The 25676-nt window shown below is 49.5% G+C and carries 25 protein-coding genes; 10 read left to right on the forward strand and 15 right to left on the reverse strand.

The annotated features are described in order from the left end of the window. Positions 1-14: 14 nt before the first annotated feature. Both B0475_RS00140 and B0475_RS17550 read left to right on the forward strand, forming a co-directional pair. Positions 15-1346: an amidohydrolase family protein gene (locus B0475_RS00140; RefSeq protein WP_077409397.1), complete on the forward strand. Its 1332-nt coding sequence runs from the start codon at positions 15-17 to the stop codon at positions 1344-1346. Between the two features lie 60 nt (positions 1347-1406). After that, positions 1407-1574: a hypothetical protein gene (locus tag B0475_RS17550; protein ID WP_157892538.1), complete on the forward strand. Its 168-nt coding sequence runs from the start codon at positions 1407-1409 to the stop codon at positions 1572-1574. Between the two features lie 33 nt (positions 1575-1607). Here the strand turns inward: B0475_RS17550 and B0475_RS00145 are convergent, their stop codons facing one another. Together B0475_RS00145 and B0475_RS00150 are read right to left on the reverse strand one after the other, a co-directional pair. Further along, entirely contained in the window at positions 1608-2141 is a 534-nt protein-coding gene (locus B0475_RS00145) for a nuclear transport factor 2 family protein (RefSeq protein ID WP_077409398.1), read from the reverse strand. Between the two features lie 142 nt (positions 2142-2283). After that, the gene (locus B0475_RS00150) at positions 2284-3747 is read right to left on the reverse strand and encodes a hypothetical protein (protein WP_157892540.1); all 1464 of its coding nucleotides are present in this window, start codon (positions 3745-3747) and stop codon (positions 2284-2286) included. A gap of 359 nt (positions 3748-4106) precedes the next feature. Here B0475_RS00150 and B0475_RS00155 point away from each other — a divergent pair, with 359 nt between their 5' ends. The 4 genes from B0475_RS00155 to B0475_RS00170 all read left to right on the forward strand — a co-directional run bounded on the left by B0475_RS00155 (position 4107) and on the right by B0475_RS00170 (position 6357). After that, complete coding sequence (locus B0475_RS00155) at positions 4107-4991, forward strand: hypothetical protein (RefSeq protein WP_077409400.1); 885 nt, start codon at positions 4107-4109, stop codon at positions 4989-4991. A 70-nt stretch (positions 4992-5061) separates the two neighbouring features. Further along, positions 5062-5583, forward strand: a complete 522-nt coding sequence (locus tag B0475_RS00160; protein ID WP_077409401.1) for a GTP-binding protein — start codon at positions 5062-5064, stop codon at positions 5581-5583. Then, a complete protein-coding gene (locus B0475_RS00165) occupies positions 5580-5969 on the forward strand; it encodes a roadblock/LC7 domain-containing protein (RefSeq protein WP_077409402.1) in 390 nt (129 codons plus the stop codon). The genes B0475_RS00160 and B0475_RS00165 overlap by 4 nt, the downstream gene beginning before the upstream one ends. A 28-nt stretch (positions 5970-5997) precedes the next feature. Further along, positions 5998-6357 carry a hypothetical protein gene (locus B0475_RS00170; protein ID WP_077409403.1) on the forward strand — a complete coding sequence of 120 codons (360 nt, stop codon included), beginning with the start codon at positions 5998-6000 and terminating at the stop codon, positions 6355-6357. A 313-nt stretch (positions 6358-6670) separates the two neighbouring features. On the opposite strand, the gene B0475_RS00175 is transcribed toward B0475_RS00170, so the two are convergent. From B0475_RS00175 to hisG, 8 genes are all read right to left on the reverse strand, one after another. Further along, positions 6671-7573, reverse strand: coding sequence for a hypothetical protein (locus tag B0475_RS00175; RefSeq protein ID WP_077409404.1), 903 nt, complete (start codon positions 7571-7573; stop codon positions 6671-6673). Positions 7574-7890: 317 nt separating this feature from the next. After that, entirely contained in the window at positions 7891-9105 is a 1215-nt protein-coding gene (gene hisD, locus B0475_RS00180; protein ID WP_077409405.1) for a histidinol dehydrogenase, read from the reverse strand. After that, positions 9095-10339 carry a phosphoribosyl-AMP cyclohydrolase gene (gene hisI / locus B0475_RS00185; RefSeq protein WP_077409406.1) on the reverse strand — a complete coding sequence of 415 codons (1245 nt, stop codon included), beginning with the start codon at positions 10337-10339 and terminating at the stop codon, positions 9095-9097. Before hisI ends, hisD begins: the two co-directional genes overlap by 11 nt. Positions 10340-10734: 395 nt before the next feature. Further along, positions 10735-11523, reverse strand: a complete 789-nt coding sequence (gene hisF, locus B0475_RS00190; protein WP_077409407.1) for an imidazole glycerol phosphate synthase subunit HisF — start codon at positions 11521-11523, stop codon at positions 10735-10737. Next, positions 11510-12091 (reverse strand): imidazole glycerol phosphate synthase subunit HisH, encoded by a 582-nt coding sequence (gene hisH / locus B0475_RS00195; RefSeq protein ID WP_077409408.1) that lies wholly within the window; start codon positions 12089-12091, stop codon positions 11510-11512. The genes hisF and hisH overlap by 14 nt, the downstream gene beginning before the upstream one ends. After that, positions 12088-12660, reverse strand: coding sequence for an imidazoleglycerol-phosphate dehydratase HisB (hisB, locus tag B0475_RS00200; RefSeq protein WP_077409409.1), 573 nt, complete (start codon positions 12658-12660; stop codon positions 12088-12090). The genes hisH and hisB overlap by 4 nt, the downstream gene beginning before the upstream one ends. Then, the gene (locus B0475_RS00205) at positions 12657-14294 is read right to left on the reverse strand and encodes an aminotransferase class I/II-fold pyridoxal phosphate-dependent enzyme (protein ID WP_077409410.1); all 1638 of its coding nucleotides are present in this window, start codon (positions 14292-14294) and stop codon (positions 12657-12659) included. Before B0475_RS00205 ends, hisB begins: the two co-directional genes overlap by 4 nt. Before the next feature lie 3 nt (positions 14295-14297). After that, on the reverse strand, positions 14298-15146 hold the full coding sequence (gene hisG, locus B0475_RS00210; RefSeq protein ID WP_077409411.1) for an ATP phosphoribosyltransferase: 849 nt from the start codon (positions 15144-15146) through the stop codon (positions 14298-14300). Positions 15147-15709: 563 nt separating this feature from the next. On the opposite strand from hisG, the gene B0475_RS00215 reads away from it, so the two are divergent. The 4 genes from B0475_RS00215 (at position 15710) to B0475_RS00230 (ending at position 22655) form a co-directional block, all read left to right on the forward strand. Continuing rightward, positions 15710-18271, forward strand: coding sequence for a trypsin-like peptidase domain-containing protein (locus tag B0475_RS00215; RefSeq protein WP_077409412.1), 2562 nt, complete (start codon positions 15710-15712; stop codon positions 18269-18271). A gap of 299 nt (positions 18272-18570) precedes the next feature. Then, on the forward strand, positions 18571-20016 hold the full coding sequence (locus B0475_RS00220; protein ID WP_198538044.1) for a cytochrome-c peroxidase: 1446 nt from the start codon (positions 18571-18573) through the stop codon (positions 20014-20016). 140 nt (positions 20017-20156) lie between these two features. Continuing rightward, the gene (gene lepB, locus B0475_RS00225) at positions 20157-20939 is read left to right on the forward strand and encodes a signal peptidase I (protein ID WP_077409841.1); all 783 of its coding nucleotides are present in this window, start codon (positions 20157-20159) and stop codon (positions 20937-20939) included. 66 nt (positions 20940-21005) lie between these two features. Continuing rightward, positions 21006-22655: a serine hydrolase domain-containing protein gene (locus tag B0475_RS00230; RefSeq protein ID WP_077409413.1), complete on the forward strand. Its 1650-nt coding sequence runs from the start codon at positions 21006-21008 to the stop codon at positions 22653-22655. Between the two features lie 24 nt (positions 22656-22679). Here B0475_RS00230 and B0475_RS00235 read toward each other — a convergent pair whose 3' ends face one another. Genes B0475_RS00235 through B0475_RS00255 form a run of 5 tightly spaced genes read right to left on the reverse strand, consistent with a single transcriptional unit; the run spans position 22680 to position 25602 of the window. After that, the gene (locus tag B0475_RS00235; RefSeq protein WP_077409414.1) at positions 22680-23057 is read right to left on the reverse strand and encodes a phage holin family protein; all 378 of its coding nucleotides are present in this window, start codon (positions 23055-23057) and stop codon (positions 22680-22682) included. Positions 23058-23075: 18 nt separating this feature from the next. After that, positions 23076-23789: an arsenical resistance protein ArsH gene (gene arsH / locus B0475_RS00240; RefSeq protein WP_077409415.1), complete on the reverse strand. Its 714-nt coding sequence runs from the start codon at positions 23787-23789 to the stop codon at positions 23076-23078. Next, positions 23782-24801 (reverse strand): ACR3 family arsenite efflux transporter, encoded by a 1020-nt coding sequence (arsB, locus tag B0475_RS00245; protein ID WP_077409416.1) that lies wholly within the window; start codon positions 24799-24801, stop codon positions 23782-23784. Before arsB ends, arsH begins: the two co-directional genes overlap by 8 nt. Positions 24802-24838: 37 nt before the next feature. Continuing rightward, a complete protein-coding gene (locus B0475_RS00250) occupies positions 24839-25267 on the reverse strand; it encodes an arsenate reductase ArsC (RefSeq protein ID WP_077409417.1) in 429 nt (142 codons plus the stop codon). After that, positions 25267-25602, reverse strand: a complete 336-nt coding sequence (locus tag B0475_RS00255) for an ArsR/SmtB family transcription factor (RefSeq protein WP_198538045.1) — start codon at positions 25600-25602, stop codon at positions 25267-25269. The genes B0475_RS00250 and B0475_RS00255 overlap by 1 nt, the downstream gene beginning before the upstream one ends. Positions 25603-25676 lie beyond the last annotated feature (74 nt).

The raw sequence follows: 25676 nt of genomic DNA on the forward strand, positions 1-25676 counted from the left end.
ACCAAGAGGAAGTTATGAAGAAAACCGTGATCATTCTGGCGGCCCTGCTGCTGCAGCTCAATGCACAGGCGGGTGAAGTGAAAGCCCTGGTAGGTGGTATGTTAATTGATGGTTTCAAAGACCAGCCGATACAGAATTCTGTGGTCATCATTGAGGGTGAAAGAATCACCGCAGTCGGTGAAATGGGAAAGTTGGCGATTCCTGAAGGTGCAGAGGTGATCTCCACTGAAGGGATGACGGTGATGCCTGGATTATGGGACATGCACGTGCACCTGCAAATCAATGGTCATGCCGATTATACGCATTGGCACAGCACCTATCCCCCCCGGTTCAAAGATGAGATCATGCCCGCATCAGCTCACCAACTGCTGATGGCCGGCGTGACATCGGCCCGTGATCTGGGTGCACCTTTGGATGACATCATTCATGTTCGTGATGCCATTAATCGCGGTGATATTCCAGGTCCTACCATGTACGTATCAGGCCCATTCATTCAAAAAAGACCTTATCCGGGTACTGATTTGTATCGCTGGGGGATCGATGGTGCCCGTGATGCACGTGCCAAAGTCAAAAAACTGGCCGATGGTGGGGTGGATGTCATCAAATTGATTGATCAGGATCAGATGACTGAAGCTGAATTGTTGGCAGTGGTTGATGAAGCGCATAAACATGGTTTGCCGGTGGTGGCCCATGCCCACCGGCCCAAAGAAATACTCCTGGGTTTGAAGGCCGGGGTGGATAATTTTGAACACACTGGATTATCAACCGCGCCTGAATACCCGCCCGAAGTGGTGGCCGGGCTGAAAGAACGTGCGGCTCAAATGAACATAGGGCCGTTGTTCTGGACCCCAACAGTTGAAGGTTTGTTCAATTATGATTATGTAAAAAACAACACTGAAAAGCTGGACAATGACAGTTGGCACCTGGGGCTTTCTGAGGACATCATAAAAGACATCAGAGCATCCATAGCACACCCGGAACGATTGCCTTATTTTCAGATCACCAGTAAGCGCAAGCCGACTCTGAAACGCAAAATCCATCAGTTGCTGGATGCAGGTGTGGTACTGATGGTCGGCACCGACAGTGGCATCCCATTGAAATTTCACAGTCAATCAACCTGGAATGAACTGGACATCTGGGTTCGGGAAATGGGCATCTCGCCAATGGAAGCCATTCGTGGTGCCACCTACTGGCCTTCAGTGATGATGAAAGTCGACGACCAGGTGGGTACCATCACCGCTGGTAAGTACGCCGACATCATTGCAGTTAAAGGTGATGTGTTGCGATACATCAATTTATTGCAACGGGTTGATATGGTATTCAAGCATGGGCAACGGGTTAAGTGAAACCATACGGTTATTGAATTAACTGGCTGAAAAGGTGGTTCAGGCGACTCACTGAGGGTCGTGGCTTGTGCCATCGTCACCAGATCCATCGGTCAAACGCAGCCAGCGGTGACCAGTGGCTTCGATGTGTATCGGCTTTCCGCAGTGGCATCAATGCCAGTGCTCGGTTTAACGGCTGGTGCAACACCAGGCATGGTCTGCAGTGGTTTATTGGTGATGGCAGAATAACCCACATACCTGGGATGAACAGGCCCCTTTGACCTATTGATCAGTGGCTGGTTTTTCTGTTGCCGGCGCCAATTGTAAACCGACCTGTTGCTGGTAGCTGTGGTAATCGGCATAATCGGTGTGGCTGATGATTTTATCCCCTTCAAACACCAGAATGGTGGTAATAGGAATGGCCACCAGGACAGGCCCAATGGCCCGTTCACCATACCAGTTTTTGGGCAACAGACTCTCAAAAGTTGATTGAATGACCACATGATCACCGGAAACAAAATGTTGACTGATTTTGAACACACTGTATTCAGGCCGTTGTTCAGCAAAGATGCCTTTGAGAAAATCAGCCACTTCCTGTTTACCTTGTTTTGCAAATGATCTTTTGAAGGCTTCGGTGGCGGTGGGGTCATTGAACTGAATGGCTTCATGATGCATGGCACTCATGGCATCAATGTTCCAGTCACTGTACGCCTTCATGTATTGATGAGCCTGCTCCAAAAGCCCGGTTACGCGTTTATCTGCCTGGGCGTTGAGCCCCATCAGCATGAGGGTCAGAATGATCAGTTTTCGGTGCATCGATGGGTTCCTTGGTTATTGAGCAACGATTGTAGAGCCCAATGAGTTTGCCCCCAACTGCCAATGGTCATTGGTTGAGCCAAAAAAAGGCCGGTTGATTTACCGGCCTTGCACTTCACTGGCTCAATAAAAGCATGTCAAATCAACGTTTACAGGCACTGATGGCTGATGACCAATTGCTGCCTTCTTTGATTTTTTTCTTAAAACACACCACGGTGCGGTTGGCATTCAATGTACCCTGACACAGTTTCAGGGCATTTTCCCACTGCCATTGAGTGCCCCCTCCCCAGTTAACATTGCCGTGCATCACCTTGTTAAAGCATTTGGCAGGTTGGTCAGAGTTGGTGGTGCCACACAGACGGTCCATGTTGGCTGTGCCCCAACGTTTATTACCTTTATAGTCCCAGGCCACTTTGTTTTGCAGACTGTTATGACAACGGTTACCAACGGGTCTGACGATGGGCGGTATGGTGGTATTCACTGTGGTGGCAGAGCGGTAATTGAGGTCAATCTGTTTGCTGTGGCGTCCTCCTTTGAATTCATACCAGGGTTGTCCCTCGACTGCTTTCATGTCCACTGCCCGACCATACTCAATGGCCTGTACCTGTACTTTGTTGACTTTCCAGTTGTCACCGGACATGCCACCGCCAAAAGCGGTCATCAGTTTAATGTGACTGATCTCGCTGCGCTCAACGGCCTGCCGGAGGTTCAGTTCAACGGTTTGGGTGTAGTGATCAATCCAGCGTCTGGAATTGTTGACGTTATTGAATCGTTGAGGGCTTTGTCCAAACACGCCAACTTCAATGTCTACATTGTCATTGCCACCCCGCAGGTCGTCGCCACCGGTGGTGATGTGAACGCGCAAGGTGCGGATTTTGCCATCGGTATGAACCCGGTTTTCTTCAATGGTTGGTGGGCTGTGACGACGGTATTTTTTATCCACAAAATATGACTGCCAGCGTTTTTCGCGGTCATCGATGTAGTACCAGTTTTCGGTCTGTGGATTGGCTTTGAGGATGCGTTTGGCGTTTTTCTTGTTGGGGTCATAAACGTGGATTTCAAAATCTGTCTGGTGTGCACCCAGATCACCCCGGTATCGGCCCATCTTGTAGCCAATGGCCAGTACCTGATGGTCTCCGCCTCTGTGATCATCGGCATGGAACAGGCCCAAAGGTACCGGAATACCACGATCAATCGATGAACGCAATTCATCTATGCGACCTCCGCGTTTGCCTTCCAGCCCCCACTTGAAGAATTCGCTGTTGCGCGCACCGCCCGGATTAAAGCCGAGTTCTGCCCATTTATCTACGTTGTCAGCAATGGAGTGAACCTGGCGATCATAAATGTAGTCATGCAACTGACTGTTGACTGCAGGCCGATAATCCTGAGAAGGGATTTTTTTGCCTGCCAGGTAATAATCCAAAGCGGCATAAACCATACCGCCACACAGGCCATTGGTGCGCCAGTCGAGTTCGCTGACAAAATCATTGGTGAAGGTGTTCTCAAAATTAAACCCATGTTCATTGGGGTCAAATGAAGTGTGCCGTTCCTGGGCATGTACCGAAAGGCTTAAAGCCATCAATAAGAAGGACATTAACTTGTTCATGATGTTACTCCGCTAATTAAAGAATGTATTTCATGCTACGGTAAGGTGCACAAATTCATGACACCCCAAAAGCAAATAAATCCATCCAGTTAACTGAATCAGCACACAGTCACAAAATGTTTTTAGGTGATGTTTAGTTTGTGTTCAGTTTCATTCGAATGGACTGAGTATTGGCAAAAATCAGTTGATGAGTCTGCATGTCCATATCACTTGCGAGTTGTCAGCAGCGGGCCGGAAAAAAACATTTGTCATATTGTGCAAAATATGCCAAACTAAAAATGCAAGTGTAAACATTAGTGATGTGTAAATATAATAAAAATCGCAATGGTTAGTTGCGCTGGCGGATAAAGAGGTGACACATGGAAATCAAGATAGCTTGCTCACTGGACGGTCGTGACCTGGCATTGATCCGGTCATTGATTAACATCAATAACATATACGGAGAACTGGTGCTTCAATATACCGAGGACGCCAGGTACTGTCAGATCCTGATTGCCAAGGACTATCACAACCATGGCTCAGTCTATTATGCCATGAATAGGGCGACCGGTGAAAAGACCCACATCAAACCAGAATTAAACCCCCAAACCGTCAGGGCTTTGTTCGAGCGGTTGTCAACTCTGATCCAGCCTCAACCGCTGGATGCCACTGGTCTTTATCGCCTGGAAGAATTGGTATTAAAACACACCGGTTCCTCAACCAATGACAACGTTGTTGTGACCACACCAGAGGTCAGTTTCATTATGGACAAGCTCAACAACACCTTATTCACCGATCAACCCATCACCGATGAGTGGCTGAATGCGTTCATCCAAACCCCACTGGATAAAGTGGAGTTTAGCATCTCCGGGGGCAAGGCCAATACAACGGATCACCCCTACACGGAAACCCTTGAATTGTTCAAATGGCAGTTGGGTTACAGCCTGTCTGACCGGTTAATCAACACAGATCACCAATCGCCCCTGAAAGCCTTTAAACAAATTTCCTGGCCGAATTATGGCGAATATCCTTGCTGCAACGAATTCATCCGGCTCAGTTCCATGTTGTGGAAGCGCAGTGAGTCATATGCTGAACTGATCGAGCACAGCGGATTTGAACAATCAGTCATCAATCGGTTCCTTAATGCCACGCTGATGTCCGGAAATGTGGTGGTGGTTGATGCCGCGCAATCACAGGAAGGACGGGTGATGAAGAACGGCAGCCCGTTTTTGGAGGGTTTGAAAAAACTGTTTAAGTTCAGCTGAATCAACAGCCAGAGCCGAATCAAACCGGTGAACGGCCGGTTGTTATTGACCAACTAAGAAGGAAGACATCATGCATAAGAAAGTGGCTTTTATTGGCTCGGTGGGCTCTGGTAAAACCACCATCATTGAGAGTCTGAGCAACATCCACACCATCAACACCGATGTGCAATCAAGTGTTGATATCGGTAAGGAACTGACCACAGTGGGCATTGATTATGGTCACCTGGTGGTGAATCAGGACACCACGCTGGGATTGTATGGTGTGCCCGGTCAACAACAATACTCCCTGGTTTGGGATTTCGTAAAAAAAGGTCTGTGGGCGATTTGTATTCTGGTGAAAAACAATGAGTCGGACTCATGGCAGGAAGTCAGTTATCTGATTGATTATTTTGAAATTCATAAAGGTATGCCCTGTGTGATAGGCATCACCCATGCAGACCAGGGCTGTGATCAGCACACGGTGCACAACATCAATCAGATACTGGCTAAACACCAGCTGAATATTCCTGTATACACCATTGATCCACGGCAACGAGACAGTGCCAACCTGATCATGCAAACCCTGATTGCTCTGGAGGAAGCCGTAACATGAGTCAGACATTTGAAGCCATTTTTAAAAACCTGGATGCCAAGTTAAAGAACGTCAGGGCGCTGAACCTGACCACCGCAGATGGTTTTCCCTTGTATTCCTACATCAATGGCAGTTTCAAAATTGAGGAAGACAAATTATCTGCCGTGACCAGTTCGCTGACAGCACTGAGCCATGCAGCAGCCAGACAAATCATGAACGATGATTATGAGTCGACGTGCATCGAAACCAGCATGGGCATGATGTTCATGGTGCAAACCAGGTATCAGGATCAGGATTGCATCCTCAGCCTGATCAGTTACGGCCAGCCCAATCTGGGACAGATCAGATACTACCTGCTCAGACTGGCCAAATACCTAACAACAGCCAAGCTGTCTGCTGAAAAATGACAGCCCATAACAAAAAGAGGTAATGATTATGTCAGATATCAATTCAAGTTTAGCGGAATTACTCACCATCGATGGCGCCAAATGTACGTCCCTGGTGGACTCTTCCTCGGGGATGGTGCTGGGAGAAGACGGCAGTGGAGTGGACATGGAATTGGCTGCTGCCGGCAACTCAGAAGTGGTCAAGGCCAAGCTGAAGACCATGAAAAGTCTGGGGTTTAAAACTGAAATCGAGGACATCCTGATCACCCTGGGTGATCAGTACCACATCATCCGGCCGATGGCCAAGCAAAAAGGCTTGTTCATCTACCTGGTGTTGGATAAAGCCAAAGCCAATCTGGCCCTGGCCCGGCGGAAGGTGCAGAATGTCGAAGAGTCAATGAAAGTTTAGGAATGACCTTGGGACTTGATTCACTTTTGTTCTTGACAAAAGTGAAAGCCGACTCTACGGATGGAGGAGTTAGGGTCTCGTCTGGAACAGAGACCGAGGCCTCGGCGATCATGTCGTGTGATCAAGCGCTCGACGCTCTGATTCGCTATCGCTCACGGCTTATCGATCATTCCATTATGGCTTCTTGACTTCGTCAAACCGCCATATCTGCATGATCTGCCTAACCAAGTCGGCGGGTCGAGCTGATCATCAGCTCTCCTGATTCAATGACCAATGCATTGATGTGTGGCGGGGACCGGTTCTTCGTTACACATCAATCCATATTGCTGGCAAAAATCACGTCCCAGCGAAAATCAGTGACGTGATAAATGGCGTTGAGCAGGATTTGCAGGTTGTTGCCGTTGGTGGCATGGGGTTGGTATTCGCCGGGTTGATAGGCCACCACCTTTGACTGCCAGTCAGGGCATTGTTTGGTGTAGCCCAGCAGATGTTGATTGCCCTGATCACTGTAATTGCTTTCAAACAGGGTTTCCAGTACGCACCCGTTGTTGGCGTTGTTGAAATCCATCAGTGGATAGCGTTCATCAGGCGTGTTGTTGAAAAAGGGATAGTTGGCAGCTGCCACGCCATGCGCCGGATTACTGTAGGTGGTGACACCAGAGAAATTGATTTGGTGAGCGCCGATGAAATGATCGCCACCCACGAAAATCACATCCTGACCATTGACGGTATCCCAGGGCACTGCTCCGGTGGCTTCAGCACCCAGCAGATCCTGTATGCCTTGTTTACCTGCGGTAAGATATAGGCCATGATGGAAGGCGATGACTCCCCCGCCATCCTGCAGGAATTGTTCCACGGCATTCACAAAAACCGCCTGTCGTCCGCTGGCATCATTGCCGTTGTTGGGTATACGATGGGCGAAATAGATCAATACGTCTGGCCGGCCCTCATCAAAAGGGTGAAAATTCAATAAAGCAGTGGCTTGTTCCAGGTCATTGGTAGACACTTCAACCACGCTGCTGGTGTGCAGCGATGGTGTATTGCTCAGCAGATCTGATAAATCACCTGGTTGCATGAGGTCACCATCAGGCAAGCCATGTGGGTTCACTTCATCTGAGACAATGAGGATGTCAATGGGGTCATGATCAGGCAATATCTGAGCATCAGCGTCGTGTGCGTTCAGTAAAATGATCAAGAGTAGCCAGCTGGTTTTCATGGTTTTATTGTACCTGATTAAATGCAATTGACATGCGCCTGATTCATCAAGGTGAATCAGCGTCAGTTCAGGTATCGGTATTGGCTTGGTTTTATCTCCTTAAAGGTAACAAAAACACAAGTGACGGCTGGCATCAATATGATCTTTTGCAGTCGCGGATCGGGGTGGCATGATTATTGTCTGTAACTTTTGTGCTGCAGGGTCGTTAATAAAAGTGACCTTGACTCAATGTTGTAAAGAAACCTCTACGCTCTCCTCTTATTTCTTTACACGCAATGAGTCAAAGGCCAAACCAGCGCGCCGGGTCAGGATGATGGTTACAGTTTCCTGATTTCGGCGCTTTGTTCGTGATAGGTCAACCCTTCGGCCGCAGCCAGCTTGGCGGATATGTTAGCCAGCACACCTCGACCGGTGTTGTTGATTTTCTGGGTTGACTGGACTTTCAGAAACTGGTGGACACTCAGCCCGCCGGAAAATTTGGCTGCTCCGGCAGTCGGCAGGGTGTGATTTGGGCCTGCACAGTAGTCACCAAAAGCCACGGCCGAATTTTCTCCGATGAACAATGAGCCATAATTTTTGAACAGTGCGGTTTTCATCGATTCATCGCAAACCATCAGGTGTTCCGGGGCATAGTCATTGATGAACGCCAGGGCTTGTGGTTGATCATCGGCCAGCAACAGCACAATGTTGTCATTGTTCAGCAGTTCTTTGCCTTTGGGGTGTTCATCCAGTAAATCATACAGGTTTTCCAGTAATTCAGGGGTTTCGCTGACCACCACACTGACGGCATTGGCATCATGTTCAGCCTGTGCCAGCGCATCAAACATCAGCCACTCAGGTTGTTTAATCTGGTTGCCGTAAATCAACAATTCGCTGGGTCCGGCAAGGGTATCAATCTGGGTGCGGTGCTGGACCTGCGCTTTGGCCTGGTTGACATAAGCATTTCCCGGTCCGACAATCAGGTTGACCGCAGGGGTTTGATCATATCCATAGGACAAGGCTCCTATGGCCTGGGCACCACCCAAGTGTAAAAACTGAGTGGCGCCGGCCAGGCTGGCAGCTGCCAGCAGTGCCGGGTGATCGGAAGGTGAACAAGCCACACGAACAGGACAGCCAGCGACCTGGGCTGGAATCAAGGTCATCAAAGCAGTTGAAATCAGCGGGAACTGGCCACCTGGAATGTATGCGCCGATGTGTTCGATGGGTTGGTAAACGAAACCAAAATCACCCATTTCATCGCTGAACTGGTCATTTTTCAGGTCTTTGATCTGAAACTGACAAAACTTTTTGATGCGTCGGTGGGCACTTTGGATCGCATCTTTCAATGATTGGTCAATGGGGTATTCATCGAAGGGTAATAAGTCAATGTATTGAGCATCCTGTTGATCAATTTTCTGGCTGATGGCCTGCACGGCGGCATCACCATGGTTTTTGATCTTGTCCAGAATTTTGGCCACGGTCTGTTCTATTTTCGACTGGTCTTTGAAAGCCGGTCTGATATAGTCAGTGACGTGGCTGTATTTATCGCTCATGGTTTCGACTCCGCAGGTCATTGATGATTTCATTGATGCTGACCCCCTTGGATTTGGCCATTACCAGGGTAAAAAACAACAGATCAGCTGCTTCCCAGCGCACGTGGTTGTGTTCGCTGGCTTCTATTAACTCAGCACATTCTTCATTTAATTTCTCAATTTGCAAGTTTTTATCGGTAAACAATTGCTGAGAAAACGATTTTTGTGAACTGTTTTGCGCTGCAGTCTGTCGTTCGGTCAATACTTCATCCAGGTAATCCAATGAGTAATTTTTGGTTTGACTGGCAAAACAGGAGTAACGATCAAAGTGGCAGGCGTGGTCGGTTTGTTCGACCAGAAACAACAAAGTATCACCATCACAATCCACATCCACTTGTGTCAGTTTCTGGGTGTTGTTGCTGGTTTCTCCTTTGGTCCATAATTGGTTTCGTGATCGGGAAAAATAGGTGCCGGTGCGGTGGGTTAATGCATGATTCAGTGATTCAGCAGAAGAATAAGCCATCATCAGTACTTTGCCTGTTTTGACATCCTGTACCACTGTTGGAATCAGGGGCAATTTGTCAAAATCAACCAGACAGCTGAATGCTTCAGTTAATGACATTTTGCCTGAATAGATGGCCATGCCGATCTGAGAATTGGCACCATGGCGATTGATCCATTGCAGATCCTCATAACTGGTGATGCCACCAGCGACCGTCACCGGGATCGGAGAAGCTTTGATGACCTCGCTGATTCGTGGTTGGTCAATGCCCTGCATCATGCCTTCTTTTTTGACCTGGGTGTACAGGAATTCGCCACAGTGTTGTGCCCAATCTGCAATGATGTCCAGTACTTTGATATCCTGGGTTTTCTTCCAGCCATGGGTGGTCAAATAATCATCTTTGGCATCGATGGCAAAAATCAGTGCCTGGCGGGGCAATTTCTTCACCCAGTCCTGGCTGGCGGATGTGCCAAGAATGATTTTGGTGGCACCAGCTGCCAGGTAGTTTTTGGCGGTTTGCAGGTCACGAATGCCTCCACCAACCCGGCAAGGTCGTTTCCTCAATAACTGTTCAATCAGCTCCCGATTGGAGCCCTTACCCATGGCCGCATCCAGATCAATGATGGCCACTTCACCATACATGGCAAACTCGTCCAATAAATCAAACACGTCCTCGCGTTCGATGATTTTTTTATCGCCTTGTTGTAGCTGGACGGCTTTGCCGTTCATCAGGTCGATGCTCGGTATCAACATATTCATTCTCCTTTCGTGATTCTGTCTGAGGCTCATAGCGGCGTTGTGGCAGTGCTCGCATGATCACGTATAAAAATACGCTCACATGCTGTGCGCTGGCATGCCTTGCTCTGAACCACAGCCCGAACCACTTGTTCAACTTTGGTTGTTGTTCATTGTCTGGCATGTCACGATCAGTGCTCGATTCACATGCCTTGCGTTGTCAAACCGGGCCTCGAATCACAGTTCAAAACCCGCATTATATCCATTGGTTCATCTGTCAGGCTCGGCGTTGTGGTTGTACTCGCATGATCACGTATAAAAATACGCTCACATGCTGCGTGCACCCACGCCTTGTCCTGATAAACAGCTCGAACCACTTGTTCAATGTGGTTGAAGTCTGTTGTTCTTGTTCTTCAGGTCTTTCTGATTTTGATGTCGTTGTCAATCAGAAAGTCTTTGATCTCGCCAACGGTGTATTCACCGCGATGAAACAAACCGGCAGCCAACACAGCATCTGCCCCGGCGTGGATTGCATCAAGAAAATCCTGTGGCCCTTTGGCGCCGCCTGAGGCAATCACCTGCACCGGAAAGTCGGCACCGAAATGTGCCAGCAAATCGGTGTCAAAACCACTGCCAGTGCCGTCTTTGTGCATTGCGGTGAGCAGGATTTCACCGGCACCCCGATCCACAATTTCTTCAATCCACTGGTGATAGTCCACATCAACGCGACGTGAACCGCCATGGGTATAAATGGCCAGTTCACCGTTTTCTTCATGATTGACATCAACCGCCACCACAATGCTTTGGGAGCCATATTGAGTGGAAATCTGATTGATCAATTCTGGTTTTTCCACAGCCATGGTATTCAAAGTGACTTTGTCAGCTCCGGCATGAAAAAATTGATGGACATCTTTAAGGGTTTTGATGCCTCCGCCAACAGCGAATGGAATTGACAGGTGAGTGGCCACCTGATAAACCATATCCAGGGCCGATTGCTGTCCATCAACAGAGGCTTTGATGTCCAGGAAAACCAATTCATCGGCGCCTTGTTGTTCATACATTTTGGCCAGTTCAACCGGATCACCCATATCGGTGAGCTGTTTAAAGTTGGTACCTTTGACCACCCGGCCATAAGCCACATCAAGGCAGGGAATGACCCGGGCCGTCAGGTCAGAGTTTGAGTTTGGGCTATTGACATACATATTTGATCAGCTCCCTACCGAATGATCCTGATTTCTCAGGGTGAAATTGAAAACCATACAAATTGCCTTTTTGTACCGAAGCACAAAAGGGTTGGCCATAGGTCACCTTAGAAGTGGCGAAATGACATTCTGTGATGGCAAATGAATTGACGAAATAAGCAAACTGATCTTTCAGGGACAGTTTGTATGAGTCCAGTTGTGCCCAACCGACCATGGGTGTTTTGGGATGCGGCAGTTTGTGACATCGACCAGGAAAAAACCCCAGTCCTTTGGCTTCAGGGTCTTCGTCGCTGCCTTCAAACAGCACCTGCATACCCACACAGATGCCCACCAGGCGCCGACCGTTGCGGTACCACTCAAGGAGAAAATCCCGCCAGCCTGAATCATCGATTTGTTTCATCACATAAGCAAAACGGCCTTGTCCGGGCATCACCAACACATCAATTGAAGTGAACAACGTTTCACTGGGTTGTTTAACCACGGTCAGTTCATTACCCGCCGCTTTAATCGCCGTGTTGATGCTCAGCAGGTTGCCTGAGTCCAGATCAATGACGCCCACCCGGCTCATAAGACCCCCTTGGTTGAGCGTTCACCACTGACCGGTTGTAAGGCTTCTTTGAGGGCGTATGCCAGGGCTTTGAAAGCGCCTTCAACCAGGTGGTGGTTGTTGCGGAAGTATTGGTTTTTAAGGTGCAGACAGATTTTGCTGTTGATTGCCAGGGTGTAAAAAAAGTGTTCCCACATTTCGGTGTTGATGCCGCCCAGCGTGGGCTGTGAAAAGGGCAGATCAATCACCGCATAAGGCCGTCCGCACAAATCAACTGCACATTGGGTCAGGGCTTCATCCATGGGCAGCAGGCGTTGGCCGTACCGCTGATTGGGTTTGGCATCCTGCCAGGCCTGATACAAAGCCTCACCCAGACAAATCGCCACATCTTCTATGCCATGGTGGTCATCGACCTCCAGATCTGCAGTGACTTTGAGGTTGAGGTTCCAGCCAGCATGCGAAGCCAGTTGGTCCAGCATGTGATCAAAAAAGGGCAGGCCGGTGTCTATGTCTTTGTCAGCTGGATTGCCTTTGATGTCAAGTGACAATGCAATCTGGGTTTCTTTGGTTGCTCGTGATACCTGGATCATAAGAGTGTCTCAAGTTGGTTGATGTTTTCAAGGACCACATCGGCCCCTGCCTGAAAGAGGTTGTTTTTGGCTTGCGTGGTTTTGGCACCAATGCCGATGCAAACACACCCCGCTGCCTGGCCGGCCTGCATGTCATCGACTGTGTCACCACAATACCAGGCCCGTTCTGCTGCGGTGTCTCTCATCACCTGCAACAGCCCTTGTGGATCGGGTTTTTGTTGGCTAACGTCATCAGCACTGACCAGCTCATTGGGGTTGATGTCCAGTTGTGCTGTTCCTTGTTCGGCTTCAGCCCGCGGTCTGCCGGTCACCACCGCTGTACGGTATGTGCTTGATTTGAACACCCGTTGGCGCATCGGGTCAAGCAGCAGGTTTTTTTCCTGACTGACCAGGCCCGGTTGTTCAGCCGTGCCCAGGTAAATGGACTGAAAGGTACTGACCACTGTGTCAAAATCCACCGCATTACCGGTTTGTTTGATCAGTTCGGCACAGAGCACCCAGTCATTGTTGAAGCCACCCTTTGCGCGCACCTTTTCGATGTCTTGTTGGGTGACCTGTTGTGGGGTCAAAGTCGCGACCGTTTGTCTGATGCATTCATCATAGCTGGCGGTGGTGTCGATCAACACCCCGTCCATGTCAAAAGCCAGCAGTTGCGGATCAAGAATTAACTGTAATGCATTCATCAGTGCTGTCGTGTTTTCTGGAATGGTCAGCCGCACGGCATTGGGCAGGTCAGCCAATTCAGTTTTGATCTGTATGCCTGATTTTTTCATCACCCGGTCAAACAGTATTTTTTGTCGGGGGTTGGTTTGAAACAACAAAAAATTGCCCCTGCTGGGAAAAGGCTGCAGGCCATTTTTGTCAAGAAATTGAGCAATCTGGGTGCGGTTTTCTGCAATGCGCTGGCAATATACGCTGACCTCATCCCTGGCCTGCCAGGCTGCTGTGGCCAGTTGTAAGTTGGCACGTGACACATTAAATGGCATGGCCAGTCGCCTGAATTCAGCAATCAGCTCCGGTTGGCCAAAGACATAGCCAATCCGTGCGCCGGCCAGGCCAAAGGCCTTGGAAAAAGTTCTCAGGGTTACCAGGTTCTGATGGGCTGCATAATCGATGCCTTCACCCTCATTGGCAAATTCAACATAGGCCTCATCAAGAAAAACCTTTGCGCCCACCTGACTGGCGGCTTTGATCAGCTCCAGCAGCCGACCGGACTCCAGGAATTCGCCCGTGGGGTTGTTGGGACGGGTGAGGATCACCCATTGATTCGGTTTCATGGCTGCGGTAATGGCTTGTGTATCGATCGACAAGTCTTCATTGGCTGGCACAAAAATGGTGTCATTCTGCCAGATCTTTTGGTTATGGGTATATTGGCTGAAACAAGGCTCAGGCACCAGCAGTGACTGATCAGTGAGCTTACATAATTTGTACAGCAGTTCGATGCTTTCATCACCACCATTGGTCAGCAGTACAGCAGATGGTGGCAACTGCAGGTCGGTGGCCAGTTGTTGTTCCAGCGCTGTACGGTCCGGGTAGCGCCACAGCTCATCGCTGTTCAAAGCAAAGGCTGACAACCAGGCGGGTGTGGAATCAGCCCGCTCGTTGAAATCCAGTTTGAGTGACACGTCTTTCATTGTTTACACCACTTTTCTGATGGGCAGCTCAAGGATGTCGGTGGCGCCGGCCTGCTTGAGTTTAGGAATCAGGTCTTTGGTCGCCATTTTGGGAATGGCGGCACGCACTGAATAGGCTTGGGAGTTGAACAGCTGGGCCACTGTTGGTGAGCGCATGGCCGGTAGCAATGCCACAATTTTTTCGATGTTTTCACTTTGGCAGTTCATTTCCAGCAACACCCTTTGACGGGCATTCATCACCCCGTTGATCAGCAGCAGCATGTCGTCAATCACGGCTTTTTTGGCAGGGTCTGCCAGGGCCGCTTTGTTGGCAAAAAACTGGGTGGCACTTTCATAAACCACATCACAGATTTTCAGACGGTTGGCTTTGATGGTGGTTCCGGTACTGGTGTTGTCAATCACCATGTCAGCATCTTCCGGGGGAAACACTTCAGTGGCACCATACGAGCGGATAAGCTGGGCATCGAAACCATTGTCATCAAGGAACTTTTGAGCCAGATTCATGTACTCCGTGGCTACAATGATTTTGCGTTGTTTCAGTGCTTCATAATCCCAGTCTTCTGGGATGCAGGCAACGATCTGTACCGGATTGTATCCAAGGGGTTTGATGATTTCCACATCAGCACCCTGTTCAGCAATCCAATCCAACCCGGCAAAACCAATGTCGTGCTGACCTAATTCCACCAACGAAGGGATGTTTTGACCTTTGAGCAATTTAATCTCAAAACGTTCATCGGAACAATTGGGCCGGTAATTGCGTTCACTGCCCATGATTTTGATGCCGATGTCGGACAACAGCCGGTCAATTTCAATTTGCAGTTTGCCTTTGGGAATGGCCATTTTAATTTTCATGTTTATTCTCAGTTTTTCAGTCTGTTACAGCCACATATCAATGGCCAAAAAAAACCCCGTATTTTCGACGGGGCTTCGTGAATTAAATGCGAACTTCAGCAGCGCCGTCTCCTTATGTCGGTCAAATGATGGTGGTTGGCTGTGATGTTGATGTTCATATAAAAGATCTGTTCGTTAAATGAAGCAAAAAAAAACCCCGTTTCGATGAACGGGGTTTTTAAGAAAACTTTTTTTCAAACCGGCACTAAGCCACCCCGTTGTCAAGCAACAAATGATGGTGGATGTGTGCGATTCGTGATGTCATGCTTGGCATGTTAGTCAGGTTTATTGTTAATGTCAATGCCTGATATTTAAAAAATTGAAGCTAAATTCTGTTTTTACTGTTTGCCGGGTCAGAAAAAGCAAATTGCTGTATATTCTGCTTTAACTTCGGCAGCTTTGGTTGTACTCTTTATTGCTGGGGGAATAATGAGAAGTGGTTGGTCGCAGTATGTGATTGAGCAGGCATGCTGACTGGCACAACCCAAGGATAAAAAATACTACAAAAAAAGAGGCAATGCCACATGAGCAGACATATTTTGATACTGTTGATATTGATGATATCAACTACCGGATTCAGTCAGTTTGAGATATTGGATGAATCCAACCACACCGTTTCTTTACTGGAAACATTTCAAAACAAACCAGCCAAACCCATCCGATCACAAAGTTTGGTGGCCAATGAAGCGGCCATCGTAGGAGAATACATCAAAGGATCTTACCAAACCCCTTCACCTTATCCAGGTAATCCATCCAGACAAGCTGCGCTGGTCTGGACTGATGTCATTCATTATGCCAGTGGTACATACATTGCACCTTACTTCAGTATGATGGATCTGGGACCTGGTGATTATGTGGTCTTACGTTCACCGGACAATTCCAGAAAATGGGTTTATGAAGGTACTGGCATCAATGGCCAGGGAACCAAAGGTGGTTTCTGGGGTATTCCGATTTACGGTAACACTGCAATCGTTGAATTGTATGTGGCTTCAGAAGATGGTGGCAAAGGTTATGCCATCAGTCAGTTTGCCCGTGGGTACACCCGCACAGAAATGGGCTTTGACAATGAGTCGATTTGTACCACTGATGACAGTCAGGAAGCCAAGTGTTTCATGAATTCAGAGCCTGAGGTCTATGACAAAGCCCGTGCAGTGGTCAGGATCATTTCCAATGGCAACGCCCATTGTACCGGTTGGTTGGTGGGTGACGAAGGTCACATCCTCACCAACGAGCATTGTGTTACCGATCAATCAGGCGCCAATAACCTGACATTGGAATTGATGGCTGAGGGCCCTGATTGTGCCACCAATTGTGCGTCATCATTGGGTTGTCCCGGTATCATTGAGGCTTCGGGACCCACCTTTATCAAAGACAGTGCGCCGCTTGATTATGCCCTGTTATTACCCACCAATACGGTCAATGACTTGCCCTCCACATATGGCTTCATGCAATTGCGAGCCACTGGCGCCGTGCTGAATGAACAAATCTACATTCCACAGCATCCGGCTGGTTGGGGTAAACGGGTGGCATTCAACTCATCATATCCAGATGATGTGAATGGCAACGCCGGCCTGGGTCAGGTCAACAGCGTGACGGAAGCAGCCTGTAGTGCAGGCGGTCCACAAGATGTTGGATATTGGCTGGATACGCAGGGTGGTTCATCAGGATCACCTGTTTTGGGCTACAGTGATCACAAGATTGTCGCTTTGCATCATTGTCGAGGCAGTGGTTCATGCACCACAGGTGGTGCTGGCGATGATCCAAACCGTGGTGTACCCATTCAAAACATCATCACTGATCTGGGCGCCGATTTACCCAATGGTGCAGTTTGTGATTCGCCAGACGCGCCTGGCGCGGTGACCGCAGCAGCCAATGGTGATAATCAGATTGATGTGACCTGGACAGCGCCTCCATCCGGCGGCCCATACACTTATGACGTATACCGTTCAGTGGGGAATTGTCAGTCGACTGCATATGAAAAAATTGCTGAAGGCGTTAATGGTACCGCTTTTTCTGACACCGATGTTTCAGGTGGTTCGGAGTATTCATACAAAATCAAAACTTATGATGTGGCAGAGTCATGCAGCTCCTCGTTCTCAACCTGTGATGCGGCAACTGCGACCGGTATTTGTACCCTGGCCCCGGCTTTTGCAGGTGTGGATCAGGCTTCAAACATGAAATCCGGAACCTGTGGCATTCAGGTCGACTGGTCACAATCGACGGCCAGCTGTGGCAATGATGTGGTGTATAACGTGTATCGTTCATCCACAGAGGCGTTCACACCGTCACCAGGGAACATGATTTCATCGTGTGAAACCGGCACTTCTTACAGTGATCTGGGAATTGCTCAAGGTCAGGAATTTTTCTATAAAGTCCTGGCTGAGGACAACAGTGGCAATGGCGATGGCCATTGTGCCAGCGGTAATCACCAGGGTGATTTGCCTGCCATGTCAGCATTGGCCACAGGTCCTGATTTGTTGTTGTTTGCCGATGACATTGAGTCTGGAACCAGTGATTGGAATGTCAATGCAGGTTCAGCCGATACCGGTACCGATCCCTGGGGGGTCACCACCGTGAATGCCAGCTCAGGAGCGAACTCCTGGTTTGTTTCTGATCAACCTGTCACCAAGGACCAAAACCTGGTAATGGATCAGGCGGTCAACATCACTGAGGTGGGTTACTCGCTGAAATTCAACCATTTCTATAACACCGAAGTCACCTGGGACGGCGGTGCCATAGAGTACTCTACCGATGGTGGAACCACTTGGTTTGATATCCTGGATGGCAACGGCGGTTCGGTGCCGGCCAATGCCAATCGATTTGTGCAAAACGGTTATTCGTCAGCCTTGCGAGGTGGACCCATGAGTGGCCGGGATGCCTGGAGTGGCAGCATCGCTGATTGGGAACAGGTGATTGTTAATCTGGATGATTTTGTCGGTGAAGCCGTGTTGTTCAGGTGGCGCATGTCCTGTGATTCATCGGTATCTGGTGAAGGCTGGTATGTGGATGACATCGAAGTGGCTGCACCAACCCAGTGCAGTGCCAACGATGTGATCTTTATGCATGACTTTGGAGCCAATAACTGAAGTCAAGCCAGGATGGAATCAAAGTAACGATTGACCATCTGTCAAATGATAACAGGTACACCTCATCAAAGGTGTGCCTGTTTTTTTTTGTCATTTCATTGGTGAATTCTTGTTTTATCAAGCGCAAGCTCTGTGGATATGGGTTGCTTTGTGGTTGTTGTTATATAAGTAAAAATTAATACTTGATAATCCATCACCATTGGCTCAAAATGATGATGTGAAAAAAGCGTGAAAGTGGCGGCACTGTCCTTCACTGATTAGTCCGAACACAAATCAAATAATAACCAAAAGGGGAAAATATGAAATTCAAAAGATCAGCCATCACTGTGCTGATGGCAGCCATGCTGTTCTCAGCTCAGGCCAATGCACAAACATCATTCTTTCAACAAATGCTTCAGGAGATTGTAGACATCATCAACGCCACCGCCACTCAGGTGCCGACGATGGATACTTTTGCTCAGTTGCCCGAGCCATTAACGGATGAAGACTTTCATTTGTACAGCGCCGAGAAAGTGGCACTGGGAAATCTGTTGTTCTATGACAAAATCCTCAGTGGAAACATGAATGACTCTTGCGCCACTTGTCATCATGGCATGGCGGCCACCGGAGATGGTTTGTCGCTGTCTGTTGGTGAGGGTGGCTCCGGACTTGGGGTTTCCCGGGATACCGGATTTGAGCATGATGAGGTTCATGAGCGGGTGCCCCGCAATGCACCGCATGTATTCAATGCCGGCGCCAAAGAGATGACCGTGATGTTCCATGACGGAAGGGTATTTGCCGATGCCTCTCAACCCAGTGGTTTTGTATCTCCTGCTGGTGATGACTTGCCGTTGGGGTTGGACAATACCCTGGCAGCACAAGCCATGTTTCCAGTCACATCAGGCACCGAAATGGCAGGTCAGACTGGTGAAAATGAAGTGGCTGATCAGGCAGCAGCAGGTAACTTGGCAGGGCCTGGCGGGGTGTGGGATTTATTGGCTACGCGCATTCAGAACATCCCGGAATACGTTGACCTGTTCAAAGGGGCTTTTGATGATGTGAATCAAGCCTCCGACATCACTTATGTGCACATCGCCAATTCACTGGCGGCTTTCGAAGCAGTGATCTGGCGGGCCGATAATTCAGCCTTTGATCAGTACCTGCGTGGTGACAAAGGGGCCATGAGCCCCAATCAGATTGCTGGCATGAATCTGTTCTATGGAGACGCGGGTTGTGCCGATTGTCACTCCGGAAAGCTGTTGGGTCCGGCGGATTCGTTCAAGTCAATTGGCATGATTCAACTGGGGCCAGGTAAAGGTGATAACCTGGATGGTTACAGTGATGGTCAGGACGATTTTGGTCGTGAACGGGTCACTGGTGACCCGGCAGACCGGTTTAAATTCCGTGTGCTGTCCGCCCGCAACGCATTGCTCACCGGTCCCTGGGGTCACGCTGGCGCCTATGATCGTCTGGAAGATTTGATCAAGCATCATCTGGATCCGATTGAAGCCACTGCCAACTATGATCGCACACAGGTTAAACTACCAACCAATGACACGCTCAATGCCATCGATTGGACGGTGCTGGATGATGATAACCGCACCGCTCAAATCCTGGCTTCCAGCGAAATCACACCCCGTTTACTGAGTGATGCGCAAATTGCCAGGTTGATTGACTTTCTGGATGCCGCCACTGACCGACGCAGTTTAAATTTACGCAACGAAGTACCGCTGACGGTGCCCAGTGGATTGCCGGTTTTTGATTAAACCGCCGATCTCAGCTTGAAATCAAAAAACGGTCTTTCGGGACCGTTTTTTTTGTGGGTATAAAGTCAGGTTTTGCTGACCACAAGGAACCTTTTAGTCAAAGCATACTCCATAAAGATTATTTCACAGCGGAGATGGTCATGAGTGGCTTTCATTGGGATTATGAGGTTTTTTTGTTTTTGGGTACTTGTCTGACATTGTTGGCATGGTTGGTCAGCAGGCACAAAAAATGGCGCAAGTCTGAACATCAAACGGTCAGAACCCTGGCCAGTGTGGGCAATTTCTTCCCACTGTTGTTATTGGTCCTGTCGGTGAGGTCATTTGCTTTTGAGCCGTTTCGCATCCCCTCCTCATCCATGATGCCGACGCTGCTGACTGGTGATTTCATTTATGTCGATAAAACCGCTTATGGTCTGAAAATGCCGGTGTTTCACAACACCCTGATGGAAACCGGTCAGCCCCAACGGGGTGATGTGTTTGTGTTTCGCTCAGTGGAGGATCCTTCAGAGGACATCATCAAAAGGGTGATCGGCGTACCGGGTGATCACATCCGTTATGATGAACGCAGCAAACAACTGTATGTCAATGGTGAATTGCTGGATGCGCAGTATGTTGGACCTTATACAGGCTTTCATGATGACATTGATCCACGTGGGCTGAACATGAAAAATGCATCCACCGGTGGGGTGGCGCACCACATCCTGCAGGCCAACGGCGTGCGGCGGCCATTTGCGCACACCGATCTGATCGTGCCTGAGGGGCATTACTTTGGCATGGGTGACAACCGCGATTATTCCAAAGACAGCCGGGTGTATGGTTTGATTCCTGAGAAAAACATCGTTGGACAAGCCAAATTCATCTGGATGCACTGGCGGCCATCGGCGTTTCTGGAAGGCTTCAAACGCATTGGTCAGACGCTCTGACACAAGTCACTTTACCTGCTTGCTGCGATGGCATAGAATCTTTCCTTCAATAATTAGGCCCCTGACATGAAATTATTCCCCATTTGTTTACTTGTTTTCGCCGCCTCAGCAGTGGCCAAAAAAGTACCTGATTCGTCAGTGGACGACTTGTTTGCTGATTGGCAGACTGGCACCCCCGGCGCCATTGTCGGGGTGATTCACCAAGGCGATTTGGTGTACGCCAAAGGCCATGGTATGGCCAATCTGGAATATGACATTCCAATCGATGCCGATTCGGTGTTCCGCATTGGTTCCACGTCCAAACAATTCACCGCCGCTTGTGTGGTGCTGCTGGCCGAACAGGGAGCATTGAGTCTGGATGACAGCTTGCACAGCTTCTTCCCGGACTTTCCTGAGTATGCCAAAAACATCACCGTGCGGCAGTTGATCCACCACACCAGTGGCATCCGGGATTACCTCACCTTGTCTTACCTGAAAGGTCTGACCGATGAGGACTATTACGAAGACAAAGACATCATGCAGTGGCTGATCAATCAGCAGGAACTGAACTTTGAACCCGGAACAGAACACCTGTACAGCAATTCAGGTTATTGGTTGTTGGGGCAGATCGTCAACCAGGCCGCCGGCATGAACATGGCGGATTACGCCAAAAAACATGTGTTTGAACCATTGGGCATGCAACACACCCACTTTCACAACAACCACAAAAAAATCGTTAAAAACCGGGCTTCCGGATATGTGCCTGTGACTGCTGGTGGGTACCAAATCAGCATGACCACCTTGAACATGATTGGTGATGGTGGCATCTTCACATCACTCAATGACATCCGCAAATGGGACGCGGCCTTTTACGACCGCACGGTGCTCAAAGAGTCATTCTGGAACACCATTACCACTGTAGGCACATTGCGCAACGGCAAGTCCATTGATTACGCCGGTGGCTTGCTCATCGGTGAACACCAGGGGCACAAGCTGATCAGTCATGGTGGGGCCTTTGTGGGCTTCCGTGCTGAACTCTTGCGTTTCCCTGATCAACAACTGAGTGTGGTGGTGTTCGCTAACCGGGGAGATGCCAGACCCACTCAAAAAGCCTTGCAGGTGGCTGAACTGTATCTGCCACAAGAGCCAGCCAACGCGACCATTGAGGAACAACCCAAGCCTGCATTGGTTGTTCAGGGTCCATCTGCGAGCCTGGATCAGTTGGTGGGCAGCTATGAGGTTCAACCCGGGGTCCAGCTGGAAGTCACTGCGGCCGGTGAGGTGTTGCATGTCAAACAAACCTGGAATGGCATTGAGTATGATTTGCAGAACAGCAAGCACGGTGGCAATGTGTATCAAATTGGTGAGGACGGGTCCATCACCTTCACCTTCACTGATTTCAAAAACCAACAGGCCCAGGCCATCGATCTGCTGCAGGCCGGTAATCCCTCGAAATGGCAACGCCAGGCCGACACCGATGCCTCAGCAGTGGTGCTGGCTGATTTTGTTGGTGATTACTACAGTACCGAACTGGATGTGGTCTACCAGCTGAAGATGGATGGCGATAAGTTGATGGTGCAGGTGTTGAACAATGAACCTGCGGAACTGAATGCCATGGACACCGATCAACTGGGTTACCAGGGCACCATCTGGGATTTCCAGCGCACCGATGGTCAAATCAGCGGTTTTAAACTACAGGCCGGGAGGGTGCAAAACCTGACGTTTGTGAAGCAGTGAACCCTTTGATTTAAATGATTTCAATCATTGCCGCTGATCGGGTACATCATCTGTTGACTGTTGTTGCCTGATCAGCCGGTTTTCGGGATGGTCAGGATTGAGTTGCACCGGTAACAACAAACCAATGACTGTCCACAACACGAATACCACCAACAGGGCCAAAGGCCAGGTGTGATTGTCCAGCAGCCAAAACAGTAAGAACACAAAGGGCACGGCCAATAAGGTGAATACCAACTCAAACAGGGTGTTGTAACAACCGGATTCCTCATTTTTCAATGGTTGATCAAACACACTCAGGTGGTGGCGGGCGCCGCACACATCACAACGCAATGGCCGGCCCCAGATTTGAGCGAATTTTTTCGCCCAGCTGAGCCCCTCCTGGTCACACAACTGACAGTTCATGCTCACCTTATGGTGTCATCAATCCGAACGCTGGCTGATGCGTTTTTTGAACGCTTCCAGGTCTTCCTTGCGTTCTGAATAACGGTCTACCAAATACTCCTTGATGTCACGGGTCAACCAGGTGAATTTCACCAATTCTTCCATCACATCGACGATCCGGTCATACAGTGAGGATGGTTTCATGCGGTCATCCTCATCAAATTCCAGCCAGGCTTTGGGCACTGAGGACTGGTTGGGGATGGTCAGCAACCGCATCCAGCGGCCCAGAATGCGCAGCTGATTAACCGTGTTGAAGGATTGTGAGCCACCATTGACCTGCATCACCGCCAGGGTTTTGCCCTGGGTGGGCCTGACCGAGCCAATGGACAACGGGATCCAGTCGATCTGGGCTTTCATGATGCTGGTCATCGAGCCATGGCGTTCCGGTGAACACCAGACCATGCCTTCTGACCAGTTGACCAGTTCATGCAGTTCTTTGACTTTCGGATGACTGCCATCATCGGTGTCTGGTTGGGGTAAACCCCGCGGGTCAAAGGTTCTGGCCTCCGCGCCCAGTTCCTGCAGGATGCGGGCGGCTTCTTCGGTCGCTAGCCGGCTGAAGGAACGTTCGCGCAGTGAGCCGTACAGCAACAGGATGCGCGGTGCGTGACTGGATTGGCGGTTGGCAAACAGCTGTTCCAGGTTGGTGTGCTGAAAGCTCTCAGCTTCGATGTTGATCAGTTCTTTATTCATGATGGGCTCCTTGGTCGAACCAGTGACGGGTGCGGTTGGCAAAGGCCACCAGCGACAGCATCACCGGTACCTCAACCAGCACGCCGACCACGGTGGCCAGGGCGGCGCCGGAATTCAGGCCGAACAGACTGATGGCCACGGCCACCGCCAGTTCAAAAAAGTTGGAGGTGCCAATCATGCAGGCCGGGGCGGCGATGTCATGGGTCAGCCGCAGGCGTTTGGCCATGAAGTAGGCAATGAAAAAGATGCCGTAGGTCTGGATCAGTAAGGGAATGGCAATCAGCACAATGGCGGTCGGCTGGTTGATGATTTTCTCGGCCTGAAAGCCAAACAGCAGCACCACCGTGGCCAACAGCCCAATGATCGACCAGGGTTTGAGGGTGTGCAGCAAGCCCTCAATGCGATTGTGCAGCAGTTTGCGGGTCAGTGCACCGGCCAACAAGGGCAGCAACACATACAACACCACCGACAGCACCAGGGTTTGCCAGGGTATGGTGATGTCATTGATGCCCAGTAAAAAGGCTGCAATGGGCGCAAAGGCAAAGATCATGATGACGTCATTCACCGAGACTTGTACCAGGGTGTAGTTGGGATTGCCTTTGGTTAATTGACTCCAGACAAACACCATCGCCGTACAGGGGGCCACACCCAGCAGAATCATTCCTGCAATGTATTCATTGGCGGTTTGTGGATCGACCCAGGATACAAAAAACACTTTAAAAAACAGATATCCCAGCGCAGCCATGGTAAATGGCTTTATCAGCCAATTGATTACCAGTGTCAGGATCAGTCCACGCGGATTTTTGCCCGAATCTTTGATCGCACTGAAATCAACCTGCACCATCATCGGGTAAATCATCACCCAGATCAGCACCGCGACCACCAGATTCACATGGGCGTATTCCAGGGCCGCAATGTGTTGAAAGAGGCCAGGGAAAAAATTACCCAGGATGACACCAGCGAGGATGCACAAGGCCACCCAAACCGATAAATAGCGTTCAAAAAGTCCCATTTGATTTCCTGTCAATACAATTGTTGAGGGTGGTCAGTCAGAGCCCCACCCTTTGTTCAAAGTCGTTCACGAATCTGCCAATATCATCACGCACCCTTCGGTAACAATCCAACCGGGCATCAGGGTCACTCAGCTCAGCAGCCAGTTTCGGCGGGTCATCAAAACCCACATGTACCACCCGGGTTTGGCCCGGGAACAAGGGACAGCTTTCTGCAGCATGTCCACAGACAGTGACCACCAGATCCAGGGGCTGACCGGCAAATTCGTCCAGCAGTTGTGATTGGTGACCGGAGATGTCGACCCCGGCTTCTGCCATGACTTTGACCGCATTGGGGTTTAAGCCATGGGTCTCTATGCCCGCTGAGAATACGCGGTATTTATCACCTTTCACATGTCGCAACCAGCCTTCGGCTATTTGTGATCGACATGAATTTCCGGTACATAAAAACAGGATGTTTTTTTTCATCAGCAACAGCCCTCTTTGAGGTAAGTGTTCAGCCGGCTCAGATCATCTGCAAAAGGATCTTCATGAGCCAAGGCTTGCATGTTTTTTTGAAGCAATGCGTTCCATGGGTCGGAGAGTTGCGGATGCAACTGATAATGCACCCACTGATCACGACGCTCATCCAGCACCAGTCCGGCATCACGAAGGTATTTGAAATGTCTTGAAATGCGTGACTGAGGAGCATTCAGAATGGCCATGAAATCGCACACGCACAGGCTGTCACATTGACTGAGCAGGTACAGACAGCGCAAGCGGGTGGGGTCGGCGAGGTTTTTATAAAATTCACTGGCGTTCATGACATTAACTATGTATATTCGTATATGCGAATAAGCTGCATTATTCATGGAGGCGGAACTTAAGTCAACCACTG

It is taken from the genome of Marinicella sediminis (assembly GCF_002000055.1).
GTDB lineage: Bacteria > Pseudomonadota > Gammaproteobacteria > Xanthomonadales > Marinicellaceae > Marinicella > Marinicella sediminis.